Source organism: Micromonospora sp. GCM10011542 (assembly GCF_042650685.1).
Classification (GTDB): domain Bacteria; phylum Actinomycetota; class Actinomycetes; order Mycobacteriales; family Micromonosporaceae; genus Micromonospora.
The window spans coordinates 158,826-184,274 of sequence record NZ_JBHSBO010000040.1; the positions used below are offsets into that span (position 1 = coordinate 158,826).

Genomic DNA, 25,449 nt, shown 5'->3' on the forward strand with positions numbered 1-25,449 from the left:
CGGCCGTCACCCTCGGCGACGGCTTGTTTCGCCGTGATCAACCCATTGACATCGCCGCTGTCTGGCCGGAACTATCAGCGACAGTCCAACTGGTCCGACCGTCGTCGTCACTCGTCGTCATGACAACGATGTCAGGCCAGCTACTCCAGAGGGGCGGCCGATCGACCACTAGCCCGGTCCTCCCTGCCCAGAAGTTCGACCTGCTCGACCAGGACCGAGTCGAAAGGCCCTGCCCCCATGTCGTTCCGCCCCCTTGCGCGAGCCCTTTCCCCCCGACTGATCGCCGCGACAGCCGCGGTCCTGCTGCCGGCGGCGCTGCTCGTCGCCGCACCACTGGCCAACGCCGCGCCCGCCGCGGCACCAGCCGGCAATTTCAGTTCATCGTTCGAGTCGGCCGGCCCGCGACCCGCCGAGAGCACCGTCGAGGTCGACGCGAGCGGTAAGCCGGTCCAGGCGAACCTGAGCGGCTCGAGCCCCACCGGCCTGCCCGGCAGCCTGCTCGGTCAGGTCACCGCGGTGACCGCGAGCGCCGAGAACGCGCCGAACGAGACCGCCACCAGCCTTATCGATGGCAATCCCTCGACCAAGTGGCTGGCGTTCAACCCCACCGGTTGGGTGACCTACCGGCTGGCCAAACCGGCGGCCGTGGTGCGGTACGCGCTGACCTCCGCGAACGACGCTCCGACCCGTGACCCCAGGGACTTCACGGTGCAGGGGTCCAACGACGGCAGCACCTGGACCGACCTGAACCGACAGACCGGGCAGAGCTTCGGCGGGCGGTTCGCCACGAAGACCTACAGCTTCACCAATACCACCGCCTACGGCTACTACCGCCTGAACGTCTCCGCGAACTCCGGTGACTCCCTGGTCCAGCTCGCCGACTGGGACATCAGCGACGGCTCGGACGTCCGGCCGCCGGCCACCCCGATGCGCAGCGTCGTCGGTGCCGGTCCGGTCAGCGGCCACAACATGAAGCCCCGCGCGGGCTTCACCGGGCTGGCCGCGCTGCGGTACTCGGCCGGCGCCGAGGCCGACGGGCGCTCGTACGCGACCAACCGGTTGTTCGACGTCGACATCCCGGTCGGCCCGAAGACCCGGTTGTCCTACAAGATCTTCCCCGAACTCACCGGCCAGGACACCCGGTACCCGTCCACCTACGCGGCCGTCGACCTGCACTTCACCGACGGCGGCTACCTCAGCCTGCTATCGCCGGTCGACCAGCACGGATACCCGCTGACGGCCGCCGGGCAGGGCTCGTCGAAGGTGCTCTACGCCGACGAGTGGAACGCGGTGCAGTCGGACATCGGCGCCGTCGCGAACGGCAGGACGATCGACCGCATCCTGCTCGCCTACGACAACCCGCAAGCGAAAGCCTCGACCCGCTTCCAGGGATGGCTCGACGACATCACGCTGTCGGGCACCCCGACGCCGATCGACGCCTCCAGCCGGACCGGTTATGTCGACACCCGACGCGGAACCAACTCGTCGGGCTCCTTCTCGCGCGGCAACAACCTGCCGATCGCGGCGGTGCCGAACGGCTTCAACTTCTTCACGCCCGTCACCGATGCGACCTCGAACTCCTGGGAGTACGACTACCAGCGGGACAACAACGCGGCCAACCTGCCCACGCTGGAGGGACTCGCGATCTCGCACGAGCCCAGCCCGTGGATGGGTGACCGCAACCAGATGTCGGTCATGCCGGTGCCGGCCGGCGGGCCACTCACCGGAGCACCTGGCGGCCGGGCACTCGCCTTCAGCCACGACGACGAGATCGCGCGGCCGGACCTCTACCGGGTCACGCTGCAGAACGGCCTGGTCGCGCAGGTGTCGCCCACCGACCACGGCGGCATCATGAGCTTCACCTTCCCGTCCGGTCAGGCCAGCGGAAGCCTCGTCTTCCACAACGGCACGTTCACCATCGGTACGGACGGAACGTTCACCGGCTGGGTCGACAACGGCAGCGGCCTGTCGGCCGGACGCAGCCGGATGTTCGTGTCCGGCACCTTCGACCGGGCGCCGACGGCGTCCGCCGCCACGTCCGCGACCTTCGACACCGCCGGGAACCGGACGGTGACGCTGCGGCTGGCCACGTCGTTCATCTCGGTGGACCAGGCACGCCGGAACCTCGACCTGGAGGTCGCCGGCAAGAGCCTCGACGAGGTCCACGCCGCCGCCACCGCGGCCTGGGAGGACCGGCTCGGCCGGATCGACGTCCAGGGCGCGACCGAGACGCAGCTGGTGACGCTGTACTCGAACCTGTACCGACTGAACCTGTATCCGAACTCGCAGTCGGAGAACACCGGCACCGCCACCGCCCCGCACTGGCAGTACGCGAGCCCGGTGTCCGCGCCGACCGGCACGTCGACCGCCACGCGCACCGGCGCGAAGATCGTCGACGGGCAGATCTACGTCAACAACGGGTTCTGGGACACCTACCGCACCGTGTGGCCCGCGTACTCGCTGTTGTATCCCGACGTCGCAGCCCGGATCGCCGACGGTTTCGTCCAGCAGTACCGCGACGGCGGGTGGATCGCCCGCTGGTCGTCGCCCGGCTACGCCGACCTGATGACCGGCACCAGCGCGAACGTCGCGCTGGCCGGCGCCTATCTCGACGGCGTCAAGCTGCCCGATCCACTGGGCGCCTACGACGCGGCGGTCAAGGATGCGACCGTCGCGTCCGGTCGCAGTGAGGTCGGCCGCAAGGGCATCGAGACCGGATTGTTCCTCGGGTACACGCCGACCTCCACGGGTGAGTCGGTGTCGTGGGCGCTGGAAGGCTTCATCAACGACTACGGCATCGGCAACATGGCCGCCGCCCTGGCCAAGGACCCGGCCACGCCGAAGTCGGAGCGCAACCGGCTCAAGGAGGAGTCGCGGTACTTCCTCCAGCGCGCCCGCAACTACGTCAACCTGTTCGACAAGAACCAGAAGTTCTTCCAGGGCCGCGACTCCCGCGGCACCTTCCTCACCGGCGACCCGCTGGACTGGGGTGGCGTCTACACCGAGACCAACGGATGGAACTTCGCCTTCACCGCGCAGCAGGACGGCCGCGGGCTGGCCAACCTGTACGGGGGGCCAAAGGCGTTGGAGCAGAAGCTCGACGAGTTCTTCGTCACCCCGGAGAACGCCGATCACCCCGGCGGGTACGGCGGCACGATCCACGAGATGCTCGAGGCGCGTGCCGTGCGCATGGGCCAGCTCGGCATGAGCAACCAGCCGTCACACCACATCCCGTACATGTACGACTACGTCGGGGCTCCGGCGAAGACGCAGGCGATCGTGCGTGAGATCCTGCAGCGCCTCTATGTGGGCAGCGAGATCGGCCAGGGTTACCTGGGTGACGAGGACAACGGCGAGATGTCGTCCTGGTACGTCCTCAGCTCGCTGGGCCTCTATCCGCTGCAGGCCGGGTCGTCCAACTGGGCCATCGGATCGCCGCAGTTCACCCGGATGACCGTGCACCGCACGGGCGGCGACATCGTCGTCAACGCGCCGGACAACAGCACGAGGAACGTCTACGTGCAGAGCGTGACGGTCAACGGGAAGACCCAGCGTGGGGTCTCCATCGACTCGTCCGCCCTGGCTGACGGCGGCACGATCGACTTCGAGATGGGCCCCGAGCCGTCGTCCTGGGGCACCGGCAGGAACGACGCGCCGCCGTCGTTGACCAAGGGCGACGAGGTGCCCAAGCCGTTGCAGGACACCACCGGCCCCGGTCTCGGCACCGCGACCGCGAGTGGCGGGCAGGACGCGTCGAAGCTGTTCGACGACTCGTCGACCACGCAGATGACCTTCACCTCCGCGACGCCGCAGATCACCTGGGCCTTCCGTGGTGGTGCGCAGACGCCGATGTACTACACCGTCACCTCCGGGGCAGGCGCGGGGGATCCGGCGGACTGGCGGCTGGAGGGCACCGACGACGGCATCACCTGGAGCACCGTCGACTCGCGCGAGGGCGAGGCGTTCCGGTGGCGCAACCAGACCCGTCCGTTCATGATCAGCGACCCGGGGCGGTTCGCGCGGTTCCGCCTCGTCGTGACGAAGACCGTCGGCGCCGCGCAGACGAACCTCGCCGAGATCGAGTTGCTCGCCGGAGGCGACCTCGAGCTCGGCGGCGGCGCCATCACGGTGACCGCCGCGGGCAGCGTGCACGCGACGTCCGGCGCGCCCGTGTCGGTGCCGCTGGCCTCCGTCACCGGAGGCACCGCCGGCGGCTACCAGGCCACCATCGACTGGGGTGACGGCTCACCGGTCACCACGGGCACCCTGACGCTCAGCTCGCGGGCCGTCTACAGCGTCACCGGCTCGCACACCTATTCCACGCCGGGTCACCACCAGGCGAGCGTCACGGTGACCGACGGTACCAGTCAGGGTTCGACGACGGTCGGCGTCGACGTGGCCTACGTGCCGAGTTCCAGCCTCACCGCGGCGTACGACACCGTCTGCATCGGCGACGAGGGCGTGCTCGCGGCGAACTGCGACGCGAAGTCGTGGGCGTACTCGCGTGCCGCGCTCGCGGCAGCCGGTCTGACCCAGGGCCAGCAGCACCAGGTACCCGGAACGGCGCTGCACTTCACGCTGCCGAAGGTCCCGGCGGGTCAGCCGGACGACGCGACCGGCAACGGGAAGACGGTCGTACTCAACCTGCCGGCCGACGCCAGGAGCATCTCGTTCATCGGCGCCGGCACGCAGGGCAACCAGAGCACCACCGGCACGGCGACGTTCAGCGACGGCAGCACCGCCAGCATCCCGATCCAGATGAGTGACTGGACGCTGGGTGGCAACGCCAACGGCACCCCGTCGTACGGCAACATCGTCGTCGCCAAGGCCGCGTACCGGCTGAGCGGCACGAGCCGGGACGGCGCACAGCCGTTCCTCTTCGCCACCGCTCCGTACCAGATCCCGGCCGGCAAGACGCTCGTCTCGGTGACCCTGCCGACGCAGACCGGGGACCCCGGCTCGGCGGGCAGGATCCACGTGTTCGCCATCGCCGACGACGGCACGCCGGCCGCCGCACTGGTGACCCGCGCCCCGCAGGACCAGGCGGCCACCGCCGGGCAGGTGCTCACGGCGAACCTCGGTTCGGTGACCGGCGGCGTTCCGGGCACGGCGGGCTACCACGCGCGTGTCCAGTGGGGTGACGGCACGGTTCCGGAGGACGTCACGGTCGGCCCGGCCGGCGCCCTGAGTGGACAGCACACGTACGCGCAGGAGGGCACGTACACGGTGCACGTCACCGCCTGGGACACGCTGTCGAGCAGCACCGGGACCTTCACCGTGACCGTGCAGCGTGGCGGGGCCCAGCCGACGATCGCGGTCTCCGCGTCGGCCACCGTCGCCGCCGGCGCCGCGATCACCGTCGACGGCAGCGGGTTCGCCGCCGGCGAGCAGGTGACCGTGACGGTCGGCACCAACCCGGCGCGGAGCACGACGGTCGCGGCCTCGGCAGCGGGAGCGCTGCACGCCTCGATCGCGACGTCCGGTGACGCGCAGCCGGGCCGGTACGCGGTGACCGCCACCGGCGCGTCCTCACGGACACCGGCGACGGCGACCGTCCAGGTGACCGGGCAGGCGGAAGTGCCGACACGCCAACCGCAGGTGGCGCTGTCGACCACGGCGGGACCGCCCGGTACGCCGATCACGGTCGACGGCTCCGGATTCGCGCCGGACGAGGCCTTCACGATCAGCGTCGGTGACGGCCGCGCATCCAGCACCGTGCGCGCGAACGGTGACGGCGTCATCTCCGGCGTGACCGTCAGCGTTCCCGAAGCGGCGGGCGAGGGCGCGACCAGCGTCACGCTGGCTGGTGTCAATTCGCAGACGCGGGTTGTGCTGCCCTTCACCGTCACCGGCTCGGACTGAGTCGGGGCTGGCAGAGCCGCCTGGGGCGGGCCGTGATCACGGCCCGCCACAGGCGGTGCCGGCTGGTGGTCCGGCGCGACGGTGTCCAGCTTCGGCGAGTTCATCGGCGGCTCGGGCGGCCACGGCGTCGGCCGACGTGATTCGGTGCCCGTCTCCTCCGCAGGAGACGGGCACCGCTGGCTTGCCGCGAGTTCACCCGGTCTTGCGAAGACCGGCGAACTGCAGGCCGGTGAAGCCGGCGACCACCACCGCCTGTGCGATCACCAGGGCGGTGCCGAGGCCGGTCAGTGCGAACCAACCGGCGAGGAGCAGTTCCGCGCTCGCGGCCACCCACGCGATGTTGACCGCCATCACGAGGCCCACAGCGGCCCTGCTCACCGTCGGCTGCGACGCGAGGAAGAGCAGGGCGGCTGCGAAGACGACCAGGAACGCCCCGGTCGGGTAGAGGAAGGCGGCGGGAAGGCCGAACATCTCGCCGAAGATCACCGCCGCGAGGACGTAGACGACTCCATTGGCGCCGGAGCCCATCGCGTCCTGCTTGAGGGCGAAGCGGAGCAGCTTGGCGTCGGCGGTGGTGTTGGCGGTGCTGGCGACGGCGGTCATCTCGGAGGTCCCTTCGCAGTACCTGACGTGCCTGTGATCACGAAGCTACGGACGTCTGCACCGGGCCGAATCAGTCGTCGTGACGGTAGGTTCCTGACCGTGCTGCACGGACGAGCGGGGGAACAAGCCCACATCGATCGGATCCTGGCGCAGGCCCGGACCGGCCAGAGCGGCACCTTGGTTCTCCGGGGCCCGGCGGGAATCGGCAAGTCCGCTCTTCTGGACTACGCCGCCGGGCGAGCAGAGGGCATGCGAGTGTTGCGCGGCGCCGGTGTCGAGTCCGAGGCCACCCTGCCCTTCGCCGCACTCCACCTGCTCCTGCGCCCGGGGCTGGACCGCATCCACGCACTGCCCGCCGCGCAGGCCGACGCGCTCAGCGGCGCCCTGGGACTGGGCGACATCGCGCCAGAAAGCCGGTTCCTGGTCGGGCTGGCCACGCTGAGCCTTCTCGCCGAGGTCGCAGGGGATGGCTCGCTGCTCTGCCTGATCGACGACGCGCAGTGGTTCGACCAGGCGTCCATGGACGCGCTGGTGTTCGCCGCCCGCCGCCTCGAGGCCGAAGGCGTCGCGATGATCTTCGCCGCCCGCGCGGGTCTTGGTGCCGCAGGGCTGCCCGAGCTCCGGCTGCGCGGGCTGGACGATGCGGCCGCCGCCGCCCTGCTCCCCGCCGATCTTGCACCTCAGGTGCGAGAGCGCCTCATCGAGGAGTCGGACGGCAACCCGCTGGCGCTCATCGAACTGCCCGCCGCGCTCACCGCCGAACAGCGGGCGGGACGGTTGTCACCGGTGGGCGCGATGCCCGTCGCCGAGCGAGTCCAGGAGGCGTTCCAAGCACAGATAGCCGCGCTGCCCGAGCCGGCGCGGGCCGCACTGCTGATCGCTGCGGCGGACGGCACGGGTGAGCTTCAGACGCTGGTGGATGCGGGGGCGTCTCTGCACGGTCTGGAAGCAGCCGAGCGGAGCCGGCTGATCGAGATAAGGGGAACCGTTGTCGGCTTCCGTCATCCCCTGATCAGGGCCGTCGCCTACCAGAGCGCGCCGGTCACCCTTCGCCTTGCCGTACATCGAGCCCTCGCCGACGCGCTCACTCGCTCGGCCGCCGCGAATGCGGCCGACCGGCGGGCGTGGCACCTGGCTGCCGCCACGCTCGGCCCTGACGAGGACGTCGCACGGGAGTTGGAGCAAACGGCCGAACGGGCACGTACCCGGGGCGGTCACGCCGCGATCGCGGCCGCGTACGAACGGGCCGCCGAACTCGCCGCCGATCCGGTACGACGATCCGGACGGCTGGCCGCTGCCGCGCTGGCAGCCAGTGACGCCGGCCTGATAGGTCGTGCCGCCGCGCTCGCCGACAGCGCCACGCCCGACACGGACGACCCTGACATGATCGCCGCGCTGATCCAGGTTCGCGCCCACCGCGAATTTGAGTTGGGTACACCGCATGCGGCGGGCCGGATCATCCTGGACAACGTCCATCGTGTGGCCGTCCACTCCGTCGAGCGGGCCACCTGGCTGCTGGTGGAAGCCATCCGTTGCTCCTGGTTCGCCGGTGACGGGCGGCTGGCAGAGGAGGCCGCCGCGAGCCTTCACGCGCTCCCCGAGATCGGCTCACCGCTGATCAGCGGGGCGCTCGGGTTGACCCGTCTGTTGAGCGGTGACATCGGCGGTGGGATCACGTCCATGGGTGCGGCGGGCGACGGTGACGCGCTTGCCGGGCTGGGGGTGCCTGGACGCACCTTCGCCGCCTCTCTCTGCCTCCCGCTGGGCCGTCCCGACCTCTGCGAGGAGATCACCGGAGGCGTCGTGGCGGACTGCCGGAACAGCGGGATGATCGGTTGGCTCGCCTTCGCGCTCGAAGACCATGGACTCGCGCAGGGGTTGCTCTGCCGGTACGGCGAGGCCACGGTGTCCCTGAACGCAGGGCTGCGGCTGGCGACGGACCTGGGTCACGAGCACCGGGTCAGCCACCTCACCTGCGTACTCGCTTGGGTGCTCGCTCATCAAGGAGATGTGGGGGAGTGCCGTGCGAAGGCCGAGGAAGGTGTAGCGAGAGCCGACGGTCGAGGACTGGCTCCTGCGGCGGTCATCGGCCGCTGGGCGCTCGGCCTGCTCGAACTCGGCCTGGGCCGTCCGGCTGCGGCCCTTGAGCAGTTGGAGGCCATTTCGCCGACGGGCATCGCCGTCCTGTCCGCCGCAGACCAGGTCGAGGCAGCCATCCGCAGCGGCCGGCCGGAGCGGGCGAAGGAGCCGCTTGCCCGCTACCTGGCCTGGGCGCGGCACGTCGGTCAGCCGTCGTCGGACGCGATCGCCCAGCGCTGCCGCGCCCTCGTCGGCGAGGGCGAGACGCACTTCGCGCATGCCGTGCACCTCCACGAGGAGGGTGCTCAGCCGTACGAGCAGGCGAGGACGCAGCTTGCCTACGGTGAGTGGCTGCGACGGGCGCGCAGACGGGCAGATGCGCGCGCGCAGCTGCGCGGTGCACTGGAGATCTTCGATCGACTCGGTGCGAAGCTGTGGGCCGAACGGGCCCGCGCGGAGCTGCGCGCGACCGGGGACGTTCCGGCGGCGCCCCGCGAGGCCGGCGACCCGCTGAGCGTACTCACCGCTCAGGAACGCCACATCGTACGGCTGGCGGCCGATGGCGCCTCCAATCGCGATATCGCCGCCCAGCTCTTCCTCAGTCCACGGACCGTCGGCTATCACCTCTACAAGGCGTTTCCCAAGCTGGGTATCACCTCCCGGGCCCAACTGGCAGCCATCGCAAACCGTTCGGGATGAGCGGCTTTGTAGTTAACCTTCTTGACTGCCGATAGACGTGTAGCTAAGTTTCAGTCACCCGGACTGAGAGGCCGTCGTCTATGCAGACCCGACTCGCCACCGCTACTGTCCTGGTGGCCGCCCTGGCGACCACGCTCGCACCCCTTCCCGTCCAGGCCTCCGCCCCATCGGTGCAGCCCCCGTCGGCCGAGCACGGCTGGGTCATGTCGACGCTGCGGCACATGAGCCTGGAGCAGAAGGTCGGCCAGCTCTTCGCCACCTACGTCTACGGCGGTGACGCCACCGAGCCCACGGCCGCCGACCGCGCCGCGAACCGGGCCGCGTTCGGCGTCGAGACGCCGGCCGAGGTCATCGACCGGTACCACCTCGGTGGCGTCTGCTACTTCTCCTGGTCGCACAACCTGGACGATCCCCGTCAGATCGCCAGTCTCTCCAACGGACTCCAGCGCGCCGCCCTCGGTGACGGCGCGAAGGGCCGGGTCCCCCTGCTCATCTCCACCGACCAGGAGCAGGGCGTGGTGCTGCGGATGCCCGCCCCCGCCGCGCAGTTCCCCGGGGCGATGGCGCTGGGTGCCGCGAGGTCAACCGACACCGCCCGAACGGCGGCGGAGGTCACCGGACGCGAGCTGCGGGCGGTCGGCGTCCACCAGCCGTACGCGCCGATCGCGGACGTCAACGTCGACCCGGGCAACCCGGTGATCGGCGTACGGTCCTTCGGCGCCGATCCCACCCTGGTGGCAGACCTCACCGCCGCGCAGGTCACCGGTTTCCAGGACGATGCCGGTGCCAGCGCGGTCGCGAAGCACTTTCCCGGGCACGGCGACACGGCCACCGACAGCCACACCGGTCTGCCGGTGATCGACCACAGTCGGGCGGAGTGGGATCGGATCGACGCGCCACCGTTCCGCCGGGCGATCAGCGCCGGCGTCGAGTCGATCATGACCGCGCACATCGTGGTCCCCGCGCTCGACCCCTCCGGCGACCCCGCGACGCTGTCGCCGACGATCCTCACCGGCGTGCTGCGCGGCGAGCTCGGCTTCCGGGGCGTCATCGTCACCGACGCGCTGAACATGGCCGGCGTGCGGGTGAAATACGGTGACGACCGGGTGCCCGTGCTGGCCCTCAAGGCCGGCGCCGACCAGCTGCTGATGCCGCCGGACCTCGCGCTGGCGCGGGACGCGGTGCTGCGGGCCGTCGCCACCGGCGAGCTCACCGAGCAACGGATCGACGAGTCCGTCCGGCGCATCCTCGGCCTGAAGTACCGCCAGGGGTTGGCCCGCTCACCGCAGGTCGACGTCGAGGCGGCGGTACGGACGGTCGGTGCGCCGGAGCACCTCGCCGCCGTCGCCCGGGTCACCGACCCGACACTCACCGCCGTCCGCAACGACGCCGGGCTGCTGCCGCTGCCCCGCGCCGACCGGTCGGTGCTGGTCACCGGCTGGAACACCGCCGCCTTCGCCCCCATCGCGACGGTCGCCGACGGGTTCACCGCTCGCGGCGCCCGGGCCACCGCCCGGCCGGCGACCCTGCCCTCGGACGCGGTGATCGCCGCGACGGCCACCCAGGCCGCCGAGCACGATCTCACCGTCGTGTTGGTGAACAAGGCGTGGGACACCACCATCACCGACCCGCGCGCCACCCAGCGCCGCCTCGTCGCGGCGCTGCTCGCCACCGGCAAGCCCGTGGTCGTCGTGGCGGTCCGGGACCCCTACGACATCGCGTACCTGCCGGGTGTGACCACCTACCTGGCGACCTACTCGTACACCCGGGCGGCGATGGACGCCCTCGTCCGTGCGCTGCACGGTGAGCTGTCCCCGAGCGGGCGGCTGCCCGTCACGATCCCCACGGCCGAGGGAGCGGGCTCCGTGCTCTACCCCTACGGCCACGGTCTGAGCTGGTAGGAGGCAACCCAATGCAGCGGAGGAATTTCCTTGCGGGCGCGGTCGGTACGGGCGTGCTGGGGGCGGGCGCGGGAGCGCTCGGCGTCGGCGGGGCCCTAGCGCCCGCGGCGGCGACCCCCGGTGTCCGTCGGGTCCGCACCGGCCTCGACGAGCTGGTGTCCTCCGGTTTCGCCGAGCTTGCCGGTGAGCGGGTCGGCGTCGTCTCCAACCCGACCGGCGTGGACGCGGCCTACCAGCACCTGGTGGACCTGATGCACGGCTCGGGCCAGGTCCGGCTGGTCGCGGCCTTCGGCCCCGAACATGGCTTCCGCGGGTCGGCACAGGCCGGCGGCAGCGAGGGCACCGGCGTCGACGCGCGCACCGGCATCCCGGTCTACGACGCGTACGGCGCCTCGCAGGCCCGGTGGGAGAGCATGTTCACCGAGGCCGGAGTGGACACGGTGGTCTTCGACATCCAGGACGTCGGGGTCCGCTTCTACACCTACATCTGGACCATGTACACCTCGATGGTCGCCGCGGCCCGGGTGGGCAAACGCTACGTCGTGCTGGACCGTCCGAACCCGATCGGCGGGCGGGCCAGAGGGCCGATGATGACCACGCCGTACACCTCCGGTGTGGGCCTGAAGGAGATCATCCAGCAGCACGGGATGACCGTCGGGGAGCTGGCCCAGTTCTTCAACGCCACGTTCCTGCCCGCCGAGGCGGGGCGACCGGTCGACCTGCACGTGGTGCGGTGCCGGAACTGGAAGCGCGACGACCTCGCCGCCGACACCGACGTGCCGTGGGTGATGCCCAGCCCGAACATGCCCACCCCGGACACCGCGCTGGTCTACCCGGGCACCGGCCTCTTCGAGGGCGTCGCGTCGATCACCGAGGGGCGCGGCACGTGCCGTCCGTTCGAGCTGATCGGCGGGCTGGCGACCGATTTCGACCACCACTGGGGCGATCGGCTCAACGCCCGCGACCTGCCCGGGGTCCAGTTCCGCGAGGCGTACTTCTCGCCGACGGCGGCCGGGCAGAAGCCGGCGTTGCTCAACAAGCTCTGCGCCGGCGTCGAGGTCAAGGTCGTCGACCGGGCGGTGTACGACCCGATCCGCACCGGTGTGGCGATGCTGGTGGAGGCGCACAAGTACCCGGCGTTCGCCTGGCGGCGCGACTCGTGGGACGCCGTGCGCCCGTACTGGATCGACAAGCTCACCGGCTCGCCGCGACTGCGTACCCAGATCGACGCCGGGGCCGACGTGGACGATGTCGTCGGCGCCTGGGCCGACGAACTGGCGGCCTTCAACCGGCAGCGCGAACCCTACCTGCTCTACTGAGGAGCGCAGTCATGGCCAGTTCGTCCCGTCGTCCGCTCCGCTCTCTCACCCTCGGCCTGGCCCTGGTGGTCCTGGGCGCGGCGGCGCCGGCCACCGCCGCGACCGCCGGCCCGAGCGGATCCGGGCCGCCGAGCGTCACCCCCGCCGACATCCGGTTCCGCGACGATACGCTGCGCACCGGCAGCGCCAGTGAGGTCGGCCTGCTCCCCGAGCAGGTGGACCGCCTGCCGGTCGACCTGGCCGGGTATCTCCAGCCGACGCCGGATCACCCCGGTCACCCGGCGTACGCGGGCGCAGTGGTCCTGGCCGCCAAGGACGGCGTGATCGTCCAGCACGCGGCGGTGGGCACGGCGGTGCGGTACGCCGCCGTCGGTCCACCGCCCGGGCTGGTCGGCGTGGAACTCCCCGCCGACCAGCAGCTTCCGACCCGGCCCGACACCATCTTCGACCTGGCGTCGGTGTCGAAGCTGTTCACCACGATCGTCACCGTGCAGCAGGTGGAACGCGGACGGGTGGAGCTGGACGCGCCGGTCGCCCGGTACGTCCCGGAGTTCGCCGCCGGCGGCAAGGCGGCGGTCACCGTCCGGATGCTGCTCACGCACACCTCGGGGCTGCCCGCCTTCACGCCGCTGTGGAGCAGGTACCCGACGCCGGCCGAGCGGTTCGCCGCCGCGCTCGCCACGCCGCTGGCGGCCGGGTCGACACCCGGTGCCCGGTACGTCTACTCCGACCTCGGACTGATCGCGCTGGGCGTGCTGGTGGAACGGGTCACCGGCCGCCCGCTCGCCGAACTGGTCCGCGACGGGGTGACCGGGCCGCTGGGCATGACCGACACCGGCTACAACCCGGCCCCGGAGCAGCGGTCCCGGATCGCCGCGACCGAGTACCAGCCGTACGCCGGGCGCGGCATGGTCTGGGGCGAGGTGCACGACGAGAACGCCTGGTCCCTCGGCGGGGTGGCCGGGCACGCCGGGGTCTTCTCCACCGCGGCGGACCTGGCCGTCCTCTGCCAGTCGCTGCTCAACGGCGGCGAGTACCGGGGGCGACGGATTTTGCGGTCGGACACGGTGCGCGCGATGCTGGTCAACCACAACGCGCCGCTGGAGTCGGACTACCCGGAGAGCGACCGCGGGCTCGGCTTCGAGCTCAACAAGCACTGGTACATGATGGGGCTCTCCTCCCCGGTGGGCTTCGGGCACACCGGCTTCACCGGCACATCGATCGTGGTCGACCCGCTCTCCCACTCGTTCGTCATCCTGCTCAGCAACCGCGTACACCCCGATCGTGGCTGGGGCAGCAACAACGTGGCACGGCGCGCGGTCGCGCGCGACCTCGCCGAGGCGATACCGGTGCGGCCGCGCTCCGACAGTGCCTGGCGGGCCGACCCGCGCGACCTCGCAACCGGCACGCTCACCGCCCCGCTGCGCCGGGCCGCCCGGGGCGGCACGGCGAGCTTCCTGCTCTGGTACGACACCGAGCCCCGCTACGACAGCGCGGGGTTCGAGGTCTCCACCGACGGCGGGCAGACCTGGGCACCGGGACGCATGCTGCTGCACCACGCCGATCGGCGGTGGACCGCCGACGGCACGGTCACCGGCTACGGGGGCCGGGTCTGGTGGCAGGTCTCGGTGGCGCTGCCCGACCATGCCACCCACCTGCGGTGGAGCAGCAGCACCGACGGCTCGGGCCAGGGGCGCGGCGTCTACGTCGACCGGGTCGTCGCGGCCGACCGGGACGGCGTGCTCTTCGGCGGCGAGGGCAGCGACGCCTCCCGACTCGTCGCCGACGGGTGGTCACCCGCGCGCACCTGACGAGGGTCCGCCTCCCCCGTGCCGGGCACGGGGGAGGCGATCCGGTGGATCAGTGGCAGGTGCCGGTGCCGCTGTCGTTGTAGGTCTGCCCGGCGACCGGCACGAACTGCCAGTCGTAGCTGCCGGCGTGCAGCGTGAACTTCAGGACGCCGTACGCCGTGCTGTTGCGCGCCTCGCTGTTGGGCTGGATGGTGCCGAAGCTGTAGTGGCCGGCACCGCCCATCCCCGCGACGAAGCTGCGCATGCCCCGGCTGGCGTCGTAGCCGCCGGAGGGGTTCATCGGGCCGAACCGCTCGTACACGTGGTTGTGCCCCCAGACCACCACGTCGGCGTTGTGGTCGTAGAGCGCCTGGTACAGCGGACGCGTCGCCGTCGAGGGCGCGTGGTTGGAACTGGACGTGAACAACGGGTGGTGCCAGTAGGCCAGCGTGCACGGCTTGGTGCTGGCCGCCAGGTCCGCGCGCAGCCACTGCTCCTGCGTCGAGCCGGCCGACATGGTGATGTTCGAGTTCAGCGACACGATGTGCCAGTTGCCCAGGTCGAAGGAGTAATAGCCGCGGCCACTCGGGCCGGCCTGTGCCCCGAAGTAGCTGTAGTAGGGGGTGGCCCCGGAGGTGTTGTAGTCGTGGTTGCCCGGCGTCGGGCGGGTCCGCGCCTTGTGCCGGCCCCAGGTCGGCTCGTACCAGCTGCTGAACTCGGCCGCGGTGCCGTTGTCGTAGACGTTGTCGCCGGTGGTGAAGACCGTCCCGGGGATGCCGTCGAGCAGCGCCGCGGTGGCGCTGTCGCCGGAGCCGGAGTTGGCGATGTCGCCGGCGCCGACGAAGACCGGGTCCCCGGACGGCGGCGGCGTGGTCCCGGTGGTGAGCACCAGTTGCGGTGCGTCGGCGCCGCTCTCGCGCGAGTCGTAGTACGCGCCGTCGCCGCTGGCCGAGGTCGCGCCGAAGCTGTACGTGCCGTTGCCGGCGACCGCGGACGTCACGTCGATCTCGTACCAGGTGTTGCCGCTGACCGCTCCGAGCGAGCCGAGCGTTGCCCCGTCGATGGCCGGCTGGTTGCTCCAGGTGGTGCCGGTCTCCGACCAGGTCGTGTTGGACATCTTCCGGAAGGTGCCGCCGGCATCGCTGCCGCTGTTGCCGCTGATCGTGCGCAGCCGCAACTTGGCGCTGGTCACCGTGCCGCTGACGCCACTCACGGTGAAGCGCAGGAACGTGCGCCGTACGGGCGCGTTGTCGACCACGATCTGCGCCGACGTGCCGTAGTTGGTGGACGCGGTGTCACTCTGCACGTAGGTGTCGGCGACCGGCGTGAACGTCACGCTCGCCGCCGACGCCGTGCCCGCCCCGGTCACGACGACAGCGGCGGTGGCGGCGACCAGCACCGCGACCGCCCCCAACGTCACCGGCGGGCGGGGGAATCGAAAGTCCATCCGGGAACCCTTCTCTGCGTGGGTGAAGCGCAAGGAATGTAGGAAGGCCGACCAGACGGCGGGCTACGGCTCTATGAACAGTACGCCCAGACAGCGAAACATCTCGATATCCTCGTGCTGTTCATCCGCCGCACGACCGGCCGCCACCCGCAGTCCGTTGTGTCCCGTCCGATGAGCACGGACGATGGCTGACCGTCAGCCGCCGATGTCGAGGAGATGCTCGTGTACCTGTCGACCGTCTCCCGGCCGACCGCCGACCCACCCGGTCGGCCCGGCCGACGCTTCGCCCTCGTCAGCGGCAACGTCGTCGCCCTCGGCACGGTCAGCCTGATCACCGACGTCTCCGCCGAGATGGTCACCGCCGTGCTGCCGCTGTACCTGGTGCTGGGCCTGCACCTCAGCCCGCTGGCCTTCGGCGTGCTCGACGGCGTCCACACGGGCGCGACCGCCGTCCTGCGGGTCGTCGGCGGCTTCGCCGCGGACCGGTTCCGGCGGCGCAAGCTGATCGCGGGGGTCGGCTACACGCTCTCGGCGGTCGCCAAACTCGGCCTGCTGCTGGCCGGCCGTTCGGTGCCGGCGATCGGGGCTGTCATCGCCGTCGACCGGCTCGGCAAGGGCGTCCGCAGCGCACCACGGGACGCGCTGATCACGCTCTCCACCCCACCGGAGTCGCTGGGCCGGGCGTTCGGGGTGCACCGGGCGATGGACAGCGTGGGCGCATTCCTCGGGCCGCTGGCCGCGCTCGCGGTCCTGCTGGCCGTCGGGCAGTCCTACGACGCGGTCTTCGTCACCAGCTTCTGCGTCGCCGCGCTCGCCGTCGTCGTGCTCGTGCTCTTCGTCCGCGAACGCCAACCGACCGCAGCACCGGACGGTGCGGGCGAGCCGAAGGTCTCCGTCCGCGAGGCGCTCGGTCTGCTGCGGAACCGGCCGGCCCGCCGACTGGTCCTGGCCGCGGCGCTGCTCGGGCTGGCCACGATCGGCGACGGCTTCGTCTACCTGCTGCTGCAGCGCCGGGAGGACCTCGACCTGCGGTGGTTCCCGTTGCTGGCGGTGGGGACCAGCCTGGCCTACCTGCTGCTCGCCGCCCCGCTCGGGGTGCTCGCCGACCGCATCGGTCGGCTGCCGGTGGTGGTGGGCGGATACGTGGCCCTCGGCGTGACGTACCTGCTGCTGTGCAGGCCGGTCCACGGCTGGCCGTCCCTCGCGCTGACGCTGGCGCTGTACGGCACGTTCTACGCGGCCACCGACGGGGTGCTCATCGCGCTCGCCGGCCCGGTGCTGCCGGAGCGGCTGCGGACCACCGGTATCGCGCTCGTCCAGACCGGGCAGGCGCTGGCGTACCTCGTCTCCTCGATCCTGTTCGGCCTCGCCTGGCAGGCGTGGGGGCCGGCCAGCGCGGTCCGGGCCGCGGCCGTGGCCGTCGTCGCCGTCCTCGTCGGCACGGTGCTCCTGCTCGTTCCCGCCTCCCGCCTCGTACCCCGGAGGATGTCCCGATGACCGCGATGTCGACGCGAGCCAAGCTCGGCGTGGTGGCCGCTTCGGCGGTGCTGCTCACCGCCGGGGCAGCCGGTTACGCCGCCACCGCCGCGCGACCGGACCGCAGCACGCCGCGCGCCGCCGGCGGCGAGCAGGCGGTCACCCTGGCGCCCGGGCCACGCCTGTTGGCCATCACCGACCGGCACGTCTCCTCCGTGACCGCGACCGACCCCGCCGGGCCGCGCGCGGTGTCCGGCCTGGAATGCCTGCGGGTGTACGCGGCGGCCGGCACCGGCGTCTGCCTCGCCCCGCAGACGGCCTGGAGTTACCAGGTCGTCGTGCTGGACGCCGCACTGCGCCCGACGCGCAAGCTCGCCGTGCCGGGCCTGCCCAACCGGGCCCGGGTTTCGGCGTCGGGCCGGATGGTCTCCTGGACCACGTTCGTCGGCGGCGACTCCTACGTCGGCAGCGGCTTCTCCACCCGTACCGGAATTCTCGACACCACCACCGGCGCGACCGTGACCTCGCTGGAGGAGTTCGCGGTCAGGCGGGACGGCCGGGCCTACCGCAACCCCGACGTCAACTACTGGGGCGTCACCTTCACCGCCGACGACAACGTCTTCTACGCGACCATGTCCACGGCCGGCAAGCGGTACCTCGTCCGCGGCGACCTCGCCGCCCGGAGCGTGGAGACGGTCAGGGAGAACGTCGAGTGCCCGTCGCTGTCGCCCGACGGCACCCGGATCGCCTTCAAGGAAGCGCTCGACGCCCACCCCGCGAAGGGCTGGAGACTGTCGGTCCTCGACCTGGCGACGATGCGGGTGACCGCGACGGCGGAGACCACCAGCGTCGACGACCAGGCGGCCTGGCTGGACGGCCGGACGCTGGCCTACACGCTGCGCCAGAGCGACGGTCACCCCGACGTGTGGACCGTCCGGGCGGACGGGTCCGGTGCGCCGAGCCTGCTGATGCCCGGCGCCGAGTCCCCATCACCGCTCAGCTGACGGCGCACGCGCGGGGCTGGGGCTGATCGCCAGTCCGCCAACTCCAGCTACAGGCTGGGCGCCGGTGGCTCGGGTGGGTTTCCGCGGGCCCGGATGCCGTCCAAGACGGCAACCCCGGCCAGGACGAGGGTGGCGGCGAGGCCGGCCACCAGTGCGGGCGTGAGCAGCAGAGCGGGTCCCACGACGACCAGCACGAGCAGGGCGACCAGTCGGGACGGCGATACGCGGCTGAACACCTCGTACTCGAATCGGGCTCGTCCGACCAGGAACAGCGCGGGTCCGCCGAGAATGACGCCGGCCAGCCAGGGCGTGGTGTGCTCGGTGGGGTCGGCGATGACGACCTCGAAACCCGCGGCGGCGGCGACCACGCCAGCCACCATGAGCAGGTGGGTGTTGGGCGCGGACCGTACGAATCCGCCCGGATCCCGCGACGCCTCGATGGCGGCTTGCAGCAGCGCCCCGGCGCGGTGGACGTAGATCTGCCACAGCAGCACCGTGGCGGCGAAGGCGACCAGGATCGCCACTGTCCGGTCGATCGTCACGTCGTTGTCGGCGTAGGTCAGAGTGGTGACGAGGATGAGATCACCGAGGGCGAGCGTGAAGAACTGCTGGTACCGCTCCGCCAGATGGTCGGCCGCCACGGCGTACTGGGACGTGGGTACCCGGCGGAGCCGGGGCGTGGGGTAGCGGAGCCAGGCCGAGCCGTAGTCGATGGCGAGCGCCGTGGTCCACAGCAGGCCCCGCGCCGGGCCGGCCACGAGGCCGCCGACGAGCCACGGTAAGGCGGACACGACGAACCAGAAGATCAACCGGCAGGCGGACAGTTGGGTCGTGCGGTCGGGCAGCGCGGCAACGAGAAAGATGCCACGTCCCAGGTGGATCGCCACGTATGCGCCGGCGAACACCAGGGCGCGGTCGGAGAAGGCTTCGGGCAGCGAGCCGGCCATCAGGATGGTCCCGAGCATCACCCAGAGCGTCATGACGAAGATGGGAGGCCGCTGCGCGTGGTAGAGGTCGGTTGCCAGCGCGGTGACGGACCAGACCCACCAGACCGCCGTCAGCAGCACCACGGTCTCGAACACCCCGGCCCACTCGAGACGCTGCGCCAGGTTTCGTGACGCCAGGGCGAGCGCGGCGACGAACACCAGATCGAGGAACAGCTCCAGCAGGGTTGCCCGCTGGGGGCCCTCGCCCTCGCGGGTCAGCCCCACCGCTTCGTCGGTCGTCATCAGATGCCCGTCTGCTGACTCCGGGGCCCCTGGCCGATGTTAGGGAAGGTTCATGGGCGATGAGGGCAAAAGCGCTATCTGTCCTGTTCCGGCCGGCGCCGATCACCCATGGCCCGGGCAGCGGCCAGGATCTCGGGCGCGCGCCTGAGATTCGCCGGGTCGGCGGCGGTCGCCATCGCCCACTCGGCCGCCGCCGGTGGGGTGGCGGGCGGCACCACGAGCAGGTCCACCTGGGCGTCCTTGCCGGTGGTGGCGACCAGCACGGCAGGGTCGAGGGTGTCGAACCAGCCGAGCCGTACCACGTCCGGTCCGACGGTCAACCGGCGCAACCGGCTGTCCCAGGCGCGGATGTTGAGCATGACGTGCCGGATCCGACCATGTCGTTCGGCCAGGGCGAGGAGCAGGTCAGGGAGTTCGGCGGCCGGATCCCAGGACCGCGGCCACCAGCCGCCGTCCAGCACCGCCCCTTTCCCGGTGGTGGCGAGAACGAGCCGAGGTGCGGCCGGTGTCGAAGCGGTGATCGTGGTGGCGTCTTGCCGGGTGACGGACATGGCTGGGCTCAGCCTTCCTGTCGGGGCGGTGGCGAAGCCTGGGCGAGGCCCGTCGTCGATGGGGGCGTACCGGTGTGGGGGAGGGGCCGGCCGGGGCGCGACGGAGAGGGGGCGACCTGGCCGATGGACGTGCGGCGGTGGACGAGGCGGTGACCCCGACCGGTGCGGCGCGTCCGCCGGAAGCGGACCGTCCGTCACCCGGGTCCCGTGCGACGCCGCAAGCGTACGCCTCCTGAGCCCACAACGCCGTGCGGGCAGTTTTCGGCCAGCCCCGCCGCCGGTGCGGCGCGGTTCCACAGCGTGAGGGCGTACGGTGAGCATGTCGCCCGGGTCCCCGGTGGCCGCCAGATGCCGTCGCCACCAGCCCGCAAGGGGCGTGACCATCCCCATCGCCGCAGTGTGCTCGTCGTGTTGATCTATCACCGATCACCTTCCGGCCGCTGCATCCGCCGATCACCGCACGTTCGGGCCCGCCCCGACGGCCGGTGGGGGAATCCGACCCGCGCGTCCATACCGCCAGCCAGGAGCACGACCGCTCCGGCCGGCTCAACCAGGGAGTACCGAATGAAGATCGCCAGGCACAGGATCGTCGACGCTCTACGCGAACGCGGCCAGCAGGCCAGGGCCGACTGGGTCGAGCGCGAGCTACCGGAGCGGGTGGACGCCGACAAGCACACCGGGCTCCTCGCCACCCTGCACCTCGATCCGGCCGACCTCGCCCGCGCGCCATCCCCGTGAGGGTGGCTCTGCTCGGACCGGTCGCCTGGCGCACACCACCGCACCACTACGGCCCCTGGGAGCAGGTGACCGGCCTGCTCGCCGAAGGGCTGACCACCCGTGGCGTGGACGTGACACTCTTCGCCACGCTGGATTCCGTCACCTCCGCCACCCTCGACGGCGTGTGCCCCCGGGGGTACGCCGACGATCCGGACCTGGACGGGCGGGTGTGGGAGGCCATGCACATCTCCCACGCGATGGCCCGCTCGGGGGAGTTCGACCTCGTACACAGCCACCTCGACTGGCTGCCGCTCGCCTTCGCCGAGCACTGCCGCGCTCCGCTGCTCACCACCGTCCACGGCTTCTCCGGCGCAGGGATCCTCCCCGCCTACGCCCGGGCGCGCTCGTCCTACGTGTCGATCTCGGACGCGGACCGGGCCGCCGGGCTCGACTACGTGGCCACGGTGCACCACGGCGTCGACCTCACCGGGCTGCCGTTCACGCGTGACGCCGGCCCCGGGCTCGCCGCCTTCGGCCGGATCCATCCCGACAAGGGCACCCACACCGCCATCGAGATCGCCCGCCGTGCCGGCCGGCCCCTGACCATCTGCGGCATCGTGCAGGACGAGCAGTACTTCGCCGAACAGGTGGCCCCCCACATCGACGGCGAACAGGTCGTCTTCCTCGGATCGGTGGGTCCGCGACGACGCGCGGAGGTCCTGGGCTCCAACACCGCCCTGCTGCACCCGATCGCCTTCGACGAGCCGTTCGGACTGTCGGTGGTGGAGTCGATGGTCTGCGGCACGCCGGTCGTGGCGTACGCGCGGGGCTCCATGCCAGAGGTCGTCGACGATGGGGTGACGGGCTATCTCGTGCACACCGTCGAGCAGGCCGTCGACGCCGTCACCCGGGCCGCCGAGCTCGATCGGGCGGGCTGCCGGGAGCGGGCACGGCAACGCTTCGGCGCGGACCGGATGGTCACCGACTACCTGTCCGTCTACGACCAGCTGATCCGTCGACGCTGAACCCGTCGAGCGATCGACAACCGGAAGGCACCACATGCCCAGCTACGGATTCCTCAGCTCCCACCCACCGACCCGGTGCGGACTGGCCACCTTCAACTCCGCCCTCGCCGCCCACCTGACCGCCGACGGGACGCGCGGCGGAATCGTGCGAATGACCGACCACGGCGACGACCAGCGGCCCGCGCCCGGGGTCGTGCACACCTGGTCGGCGCGCACACCGGCGGGCTGGCGGGACGCCGCGACCGTGCTGAACAGCTTCGACGTGGCTGTCATCCAGCACGAGTACGGCATCTACCCCGGCGCCGACGGCGAGGACGTCCTGCCGTTGCTGCGCCGGCTCACCGTGCCGAGCATCGTGGTCCTGCACACTGTGCTCCGCCAGCCCTCCGCCCGGCAGAAGTCCCTGCTGGAACAGATCGTCGCCACCGCCACGATGGTCGTCACGATGACCGACACGGCCCGCGACCGGCTGCTCATCGGCTACGACGTCCCCCCGGAGAAGGTCACAGTCATCCCGCACGGCGCCGCCGACCACGTCGGTGCACCCGCCGACCGCCGTACCCGCCCACACCTGCTGACCTGGGGGCTGCTCGGCCCCGGCAAGGGCATCGAGTGGTCGTTGCGGGCCCTCGCGCGGTTGCAGGACCTCGAACCGACACCCACCTACACCGTCGCGGGCCGGACCCACCCGAAGGTGATCGAGCAGCAGGGTGAGGCGTACCGGTCCGGACTGCACCGGCTCGGCGCGCAGTTGGGCGTCGCGCACGCCGTGGACTACCAGGACATCTACCACGACCAGCCCACCCTGGGCCGGCTGATCCGCTCCGCGGACGTGGTCGTCCTGCCCTACGACTCCCGCGAACAGGTCACCTCCGGCGTGCTCATCGAGGCGGTGGCCGCGGGGGTGCCCGTCGTGGCCACGGCGTTCCCGCACGCCGTCGAGCTGCTCACCGGCGGCCCCGGCCTGGTCGTACCCCATCAGAATCCCACGGCGCTGGCCACGGCGGTCCGGCGGATCCTGATCGAACCGGGCCTGGCCCACCGGTTGGCCGGCCGCGTCCGGCCGCTCGCCGCGGACCTGCGGTGGCCGGCGGTGGCGGCGCGCTACGGCACTCTCGCCGAGCGGCTCATCGCCGCCCGCCCGCTCACGGCCAGCGCGGCGTCGGCGTGACCGCGACCACCGGTCGCCCATCCACGGCGGACGGCGGACGGCAGCTCGCCGCGCCCGAGCCGAGCTTCGCGCACCTCGCGCGGCTGAGCGACGACACGGGCCTGTTCGAGCACGCCCGGCACGCCATCGTCCGCCGCGAGCACGGATACTGCACCGACGACGTCGCGCGCGGCCTGGTCGTCATCAGCCGCCAGCCGGAGCCGACCGAGGAGGTGCTCCGGCTCGCCGAGCGCTACCTCGCCTTCCTCACCCACGCGCAGGACGCCCGCGGCGCCTTCCACAACCGGCTGGGCCACGACCGGCGCTGGAGCGACGAGCCCGGTCTCGGCGACTGGTGGGGCCGGGCGCTGTGGGGGCTGGGCACCGCCGCTGCCCGCAGTCCGGCCAGCTGGATCCGGGAGGAGGCGCTGGTCGCCTTCGGCAGGGCCGCCGCGCGGCGCTCTCCGGCCCCGCACGCGATGGCCTTCGCCGGGCTCGGCGCCGCCGAGGTGCTACGCCGCCACCCGGCCCATGCCGCCGCGGCCGCGCTGCTGGCCGACGCCGCCACCACGGTCGGCGCCCCCGGAACAGACCCGGACTGGCCCTGGCCACGGCAGCAGTTGACCTACGCCAACGCGGCTCTCGCCGAGGTGGTCATCGCCGCCAGCCAGCTACGCCACGACGGCTCGGCCCTCGACGACGGTCTGCGGATGCTGGCCTGGCTGCGGGACATCCAACTCCTCGACGGACGGCTGTCGGTCGTACCGGCCGGGGGGTGGCGGCGCGGCGCGGCACGGCCCCGCCACGACCAACAGCCGATCGAGGTCGCCGCCTTCGCCGACGCCTGCGCCACCGCCGCCACCGTCACCGGGGACCCGAGCTGGGAAACCGGCGTACGGCAGGCGGTCGGGTGGTTCCTCGGCGACAACGACGTCGGCACCCGGATGTGGGATCCCGCGACCGGCGGCGGCTACGACGGGTTGACCCCGCACGGACCCAACCTCAACCAGGGCGCCGAATCCACCCTCGCCCTCATCTCCACGCTGCAGCACGCTCGGCCGTGGTGGTGACGGTGACCCTGGCCGTCCGGCAGGACCTCACCCTCGCCCCGGACCCGAGCCGGGTCATCGTCAAGCTCTTCGTCCCGGGTGAGGACGCCGCCGTGGTCCGCACCCGCGCGCGGGCGCTCATCGACCGCGTGGCGCACCTCGACGACGAGGAGACCGGCAGGCTGCTGAGGGAGACCTTCGACCGCTTCGGATCCCGGCATCGCGACCTGGACGGCACGTTCCACCACCACTACGACCTCGTCCGGCACCGCATCGCCCGGGCCCGGGACCTCTCCTTCACCACCCAACTCCTGCTCGGCGCCTACTTCAGCCACGAGTACGCCGTCGAGGCCGCCGCGCTGTGCAACCCGTCGTTGGTGGTCCATCCCGACCAGAGCGCTCTGGGCGCCGGGCAGTTGCGCGTCGCGGTCAGCCTGCGCCAGATCGGCGAGGGGCACCTGTCGTCCATCGGGTTCGCCACCGCGGTCCTCGGTCCGGGGCGCCGGCTCACCGTCGCCGACCGGTCCGGTCCCCTGGTCGTCGGGCAGCGGGTGGGCGTACGGCACCGTCGGGACTTGCTCGCTGCCGGCCTGGTCGAGGAGGACTGCGACAACGAGGTCACCGCGACCGTGCTGGACGCCCTGCCCGACCGGTACGACGAGGCCACCTTCGAGCGGGTGCTCGCCAACCTGCCACTGGACCTGCTGTCCCGCAGCACCAGCCCGGACACCCTCGCACACCTGCGCCGCGCCAGTGCCGCCAGTTACGCCACGACCTTCCCCGCCGACACCGCTCTGCACCAGCGGGTGCTCTGGCCCGCCACCCCGGCGGAGAGCAACGGCATGGAGGACGCCCGGTTCGTCAGGTTCACCGACGAGTCCGGGCCGGTGTACCGGGCCACCTACACCGCCTACGACGGACGGCGCATCGCGACCCGCGCGCTGGTCAGCAGCGACCTGCGCCGCTTCGAGATCACCCCGATGCGTGGACCGGGCGCCCGCAACAAGGGCGTCGCGCTGTTCCCGCGTACCGTCGGCGGTCGTCACCTGGCACTGTGCCGCGCCGACGGCGAGACCATGGGTCTGACCTGTCTGGACGGCGAGAACCGGTGGCTGGAGCCGGTGCCGCTGCACGCCCCTACCGACGGCTGGGAGTTGATCCAGGTCGGCAACTGCGGATCCCCGATCGAGACCGACGACGGCTGGCTCGTGCTCACCCACGGGGTCGGCCCGATGCGCCGGTACGCCATCGGCGCCCTGCTGCTCGACCTGCGCAGACCGGAGCGGGTCATCGCGCAGCTTCCCGGTGTGCTGCTCACACCGGACGACGTGGGCCGGGACGGCTACGTACCCAATGTCGTCTACTCCTGCGGCGGACTCGTTCACGCCGGTGAGCTGTGGCTACCGTACGGGGCCAGCGACGCCCGGGTCGGCTTCGCCACCGTGCCGGTGGCCGCCCTCATCGCAGCGATGGCCGAATCCCCATCGCCGGACGGGCGCGACTGATCACCAGCGCGCGCCCGCCCGGTGGCCCCGGCGGCCGTCACCG

General features: G+C 71.8%; 16 protein-coding genes. 12 read left to right on the forward strand and 4 right to left on the reverse strand.

What is annotated here, in order from left to right; translation table 11 throughout:
• Positions 1-237: 237 nt before the first annotated feature.
• A complete protein-coding gene (locus ACFOW4_RS14240; protein WP_377527769.1) occupies positions 238-5,862 on the forward strand; it encodes a GH92 family glycosyl hydrolase in 5,625 nt (1,874 codons plus the stop codon).
• 192 nt (positions 5,863-6,054) lie between these two features.
• On the opposite strand, the gene ACFOW4_RS14245 is transcribed toward ACFOW4_RS14240, so the two are convergent.
• Entirely contained in the window at positions 6,055-6,465 is a 411-nt protein-coding gene (locus ACFOW4_RS14245; RefSeq protein WP_377527771.1) for a hypothetical protein, read from the reverse strand.
• A 99-nt stretch (positions 6,466-6,564) separates the two neighbouring features.
• Here ACFOW4_RS14245 and ACFOW4_RS14250 point away from each other — a divergent pair, with 99 nt between their 5' ends.
• The 4 genes from ACFOW4_RS14250 to ACFOW4_RS14265 all read left to right on the forward strand — a co-directional run bounded on the left by ACFOW4_RS14250 (position 6,565) and on the right by ACFOW4_RS14265 (position 14,274).
• Positions 6,565-9,243, forward strand: coding sequence for an AAA family ATPase (locus ACFOW4_RS14250; protein WP_377527772.1), 2,679 nt, complete (start codon positions 6,565-6,567; stop codon positions 9,241-9,243).
• A gap of 80 nt (positions 9,244-9,323) precedes the next feature.
• Complete coding sequence (locus tag ACFOW4_RS14255; RefSeq protein WP_377527774.1) at positions 9,324-11,144, forward strand: glycoside hydrolase family 3 protein; 1,821 nt, start codon at positions 9,324-9,326, stop codon at positions 11,142-11,144.
• Between the two features lie 11 nt (positions 11,145-11,155).
• Positions 11,156-12,463, forward strand: coding sequence for an exo-beta-N-acetylmuramidase NamZ domain-containing protein (locus tag ACFOW4_RS14260; RefSeq protein WP_377527775.1), 1,308 nt, complete (start codon positions 11,156-11,158; stop codon positions 12,461-12,463).
• Between the two features lie 11 nt (positions 12,464-12,474).
• Positions 12,475-14,274: a serine hydrolase gene (locus ACFOW4_RS14265; protein ID WP_377527777.1), complete on the forward strand. Its 1,800-nt coding sequence runs from the start codon at positions 12,475-12,477 to the stop codon at positions 14,272-14,274.
• A gap of 49 nt (positions 14,275-14,323) precedes the next feature.
• Here the strand turns inward: ACFOW4_RS14265 and ACFOW4_RS14270 are convergent, their stop codons facing one another.
• Positions 14,324-15,700, reverse strand: a complete 1,377-nt coding sequence (locus ACFOW4_RS14270) for a DNRLRE domain-containing protein (protein WP_377527779.1) — start codon at positions 15,698-15,700, stop codon at positions 14,324-14,326.
• 222 nt (positions 15,701-15,922) lie between these two features.
• Here ACFOW4_RS14270 and ACFOW4_RS14275 point away from each other — a divergent pair, with 222 nt between their 5' ends.
• Together ACFOW4_RS14275 and ACFOW4_RS14280 are read left to right on the forward strand one after the other, a co-directional pair.
• The gene (locus ACFOW4_RS14275) at positions 15,923-17,197 is read left to right on the forward strand and encodes an MFS transporter (RefSeq protein ID WP_377527780.1); all 1,275 of its coding nucleotides are present in this window, start codon (positions 15,923-15,925) and stop codon (positions 17,195-17,197) included.
• Entirely contained in the window at positions 17,194-18,180 is a 987-nt protein-coding gene (locus tag ACFOW4_RS14280) for a TolB family protein (RefSeq protein ID WP_377527782.1), read from the forward strand. The genes ACFOW4_RS14275 and ACFOW4_RS14280 overlap by 4 nt, the downstream gene beginning before the upstream one ends.
• A gap of 47 nt (positions 18,181-18,227) precedes the next feature.
• Here ACFOW4_RS14280 and ACFOW4_RS14285 read toward each other — a convergent pair whose 3' ends face one another.
• Positions 18,228-19,409 carry a low temperature requirement protein A gene (locus ACFOW4_RS14285; protein WP_377527783.1) on the reverse strand — a complete coding sequence of 394 codons (1,182 nt, stop codon included), beginning with the start codon at positions 19,407-19,409 and terminating at the stop codon, positions 18,228-18,230.
• 74 nt (positions 19,410-19,483) lie between these two features.
• A complete protein-coding gene (locus ACFOW4_RS14290) occupies positions 19,484-19,960 on the reverse strand; it encodes a DUF5994 family protein (RefSeq protein ID WP_377527784.1) in 477 nt (158 codons plus the stop codon).
• 564 nt (positions 19,961-20,524) lie between these two features.
• On the opposite strand from ACFOW4_RS14290, the gene ACFOW4_RS14295 reads away from it, so the two are divergent.
• From ACFOW4_RS14295 to ACFOW4_RS14315, 5 genes are read left to right on the forward strand one after another with little or no spacing between them, the layout of a single operon-like run.
• Positions 20,525-20,698, forward strand: a complete 174-nt coding sequence (locus ACFOW4_RS14295; protein ID WP_377527786.1) for a hypothetical protein — start codon at positions 20,525-20,527, stop codon at positions 20,696-20,698.
• Positions 20,695-21,702, forward strand: a complete 1,008-nt coding sequence (locus tag ACFOW4_RS14300; RefSeq protein WP_377527787.1) for a glycosyltransferase family 4 protein — start codon at positions 20,695-20,697, stop codon at positions 21,700-21,702. Before ACFOW4_RS14295 ends, ACFOW4_RS14300 begins: the two co-directional genes overlap by 4 nt.
• A gap of 34 nt (positions 21,703-21,736) precedes the next feature.
• Positions 21,737-22,873, forward strand: coding sequence for a glycosyltransferase (locus tag ACFOW4_RS14305; protein ID WP_377527789.1), 1,137 nt, complete (start codon positions 21,737-21,739; stop codon positions 22,871-22,873).
• Complete coding sequence (locus tag ACFOW4_RS14310) at positions 22,870-23,922, forward strand: glycosyltransferase (RefSeq protein ID WP_377527790.1); 1,053 nt, start codon at positions 22,870-22,872, stop codon at positions 23,920-23,922. Before ACFOW4_RS14305 ends, ACFOW4_RS14310 begins: the two co-directional genes overlap by 4 nt.
• Positions 23,916-25,406 (forward strand): glycosylase, encoded by a 1,491-nt coding sequence (locus tag ACFOW4_RS14315; RefSeq protein ID WP_377527792.1) that lies wholly within the window; start codon positions 23,916-23,918, stop codon positions 25,404-25,406. Before ACFOW4_RS14310 ends, ACFOW4_RS14315 begins: the two co-directional genes overlap by 7 nt.
• Positions 25,407-25,449 lie beyond the last annotated feature (43 nt).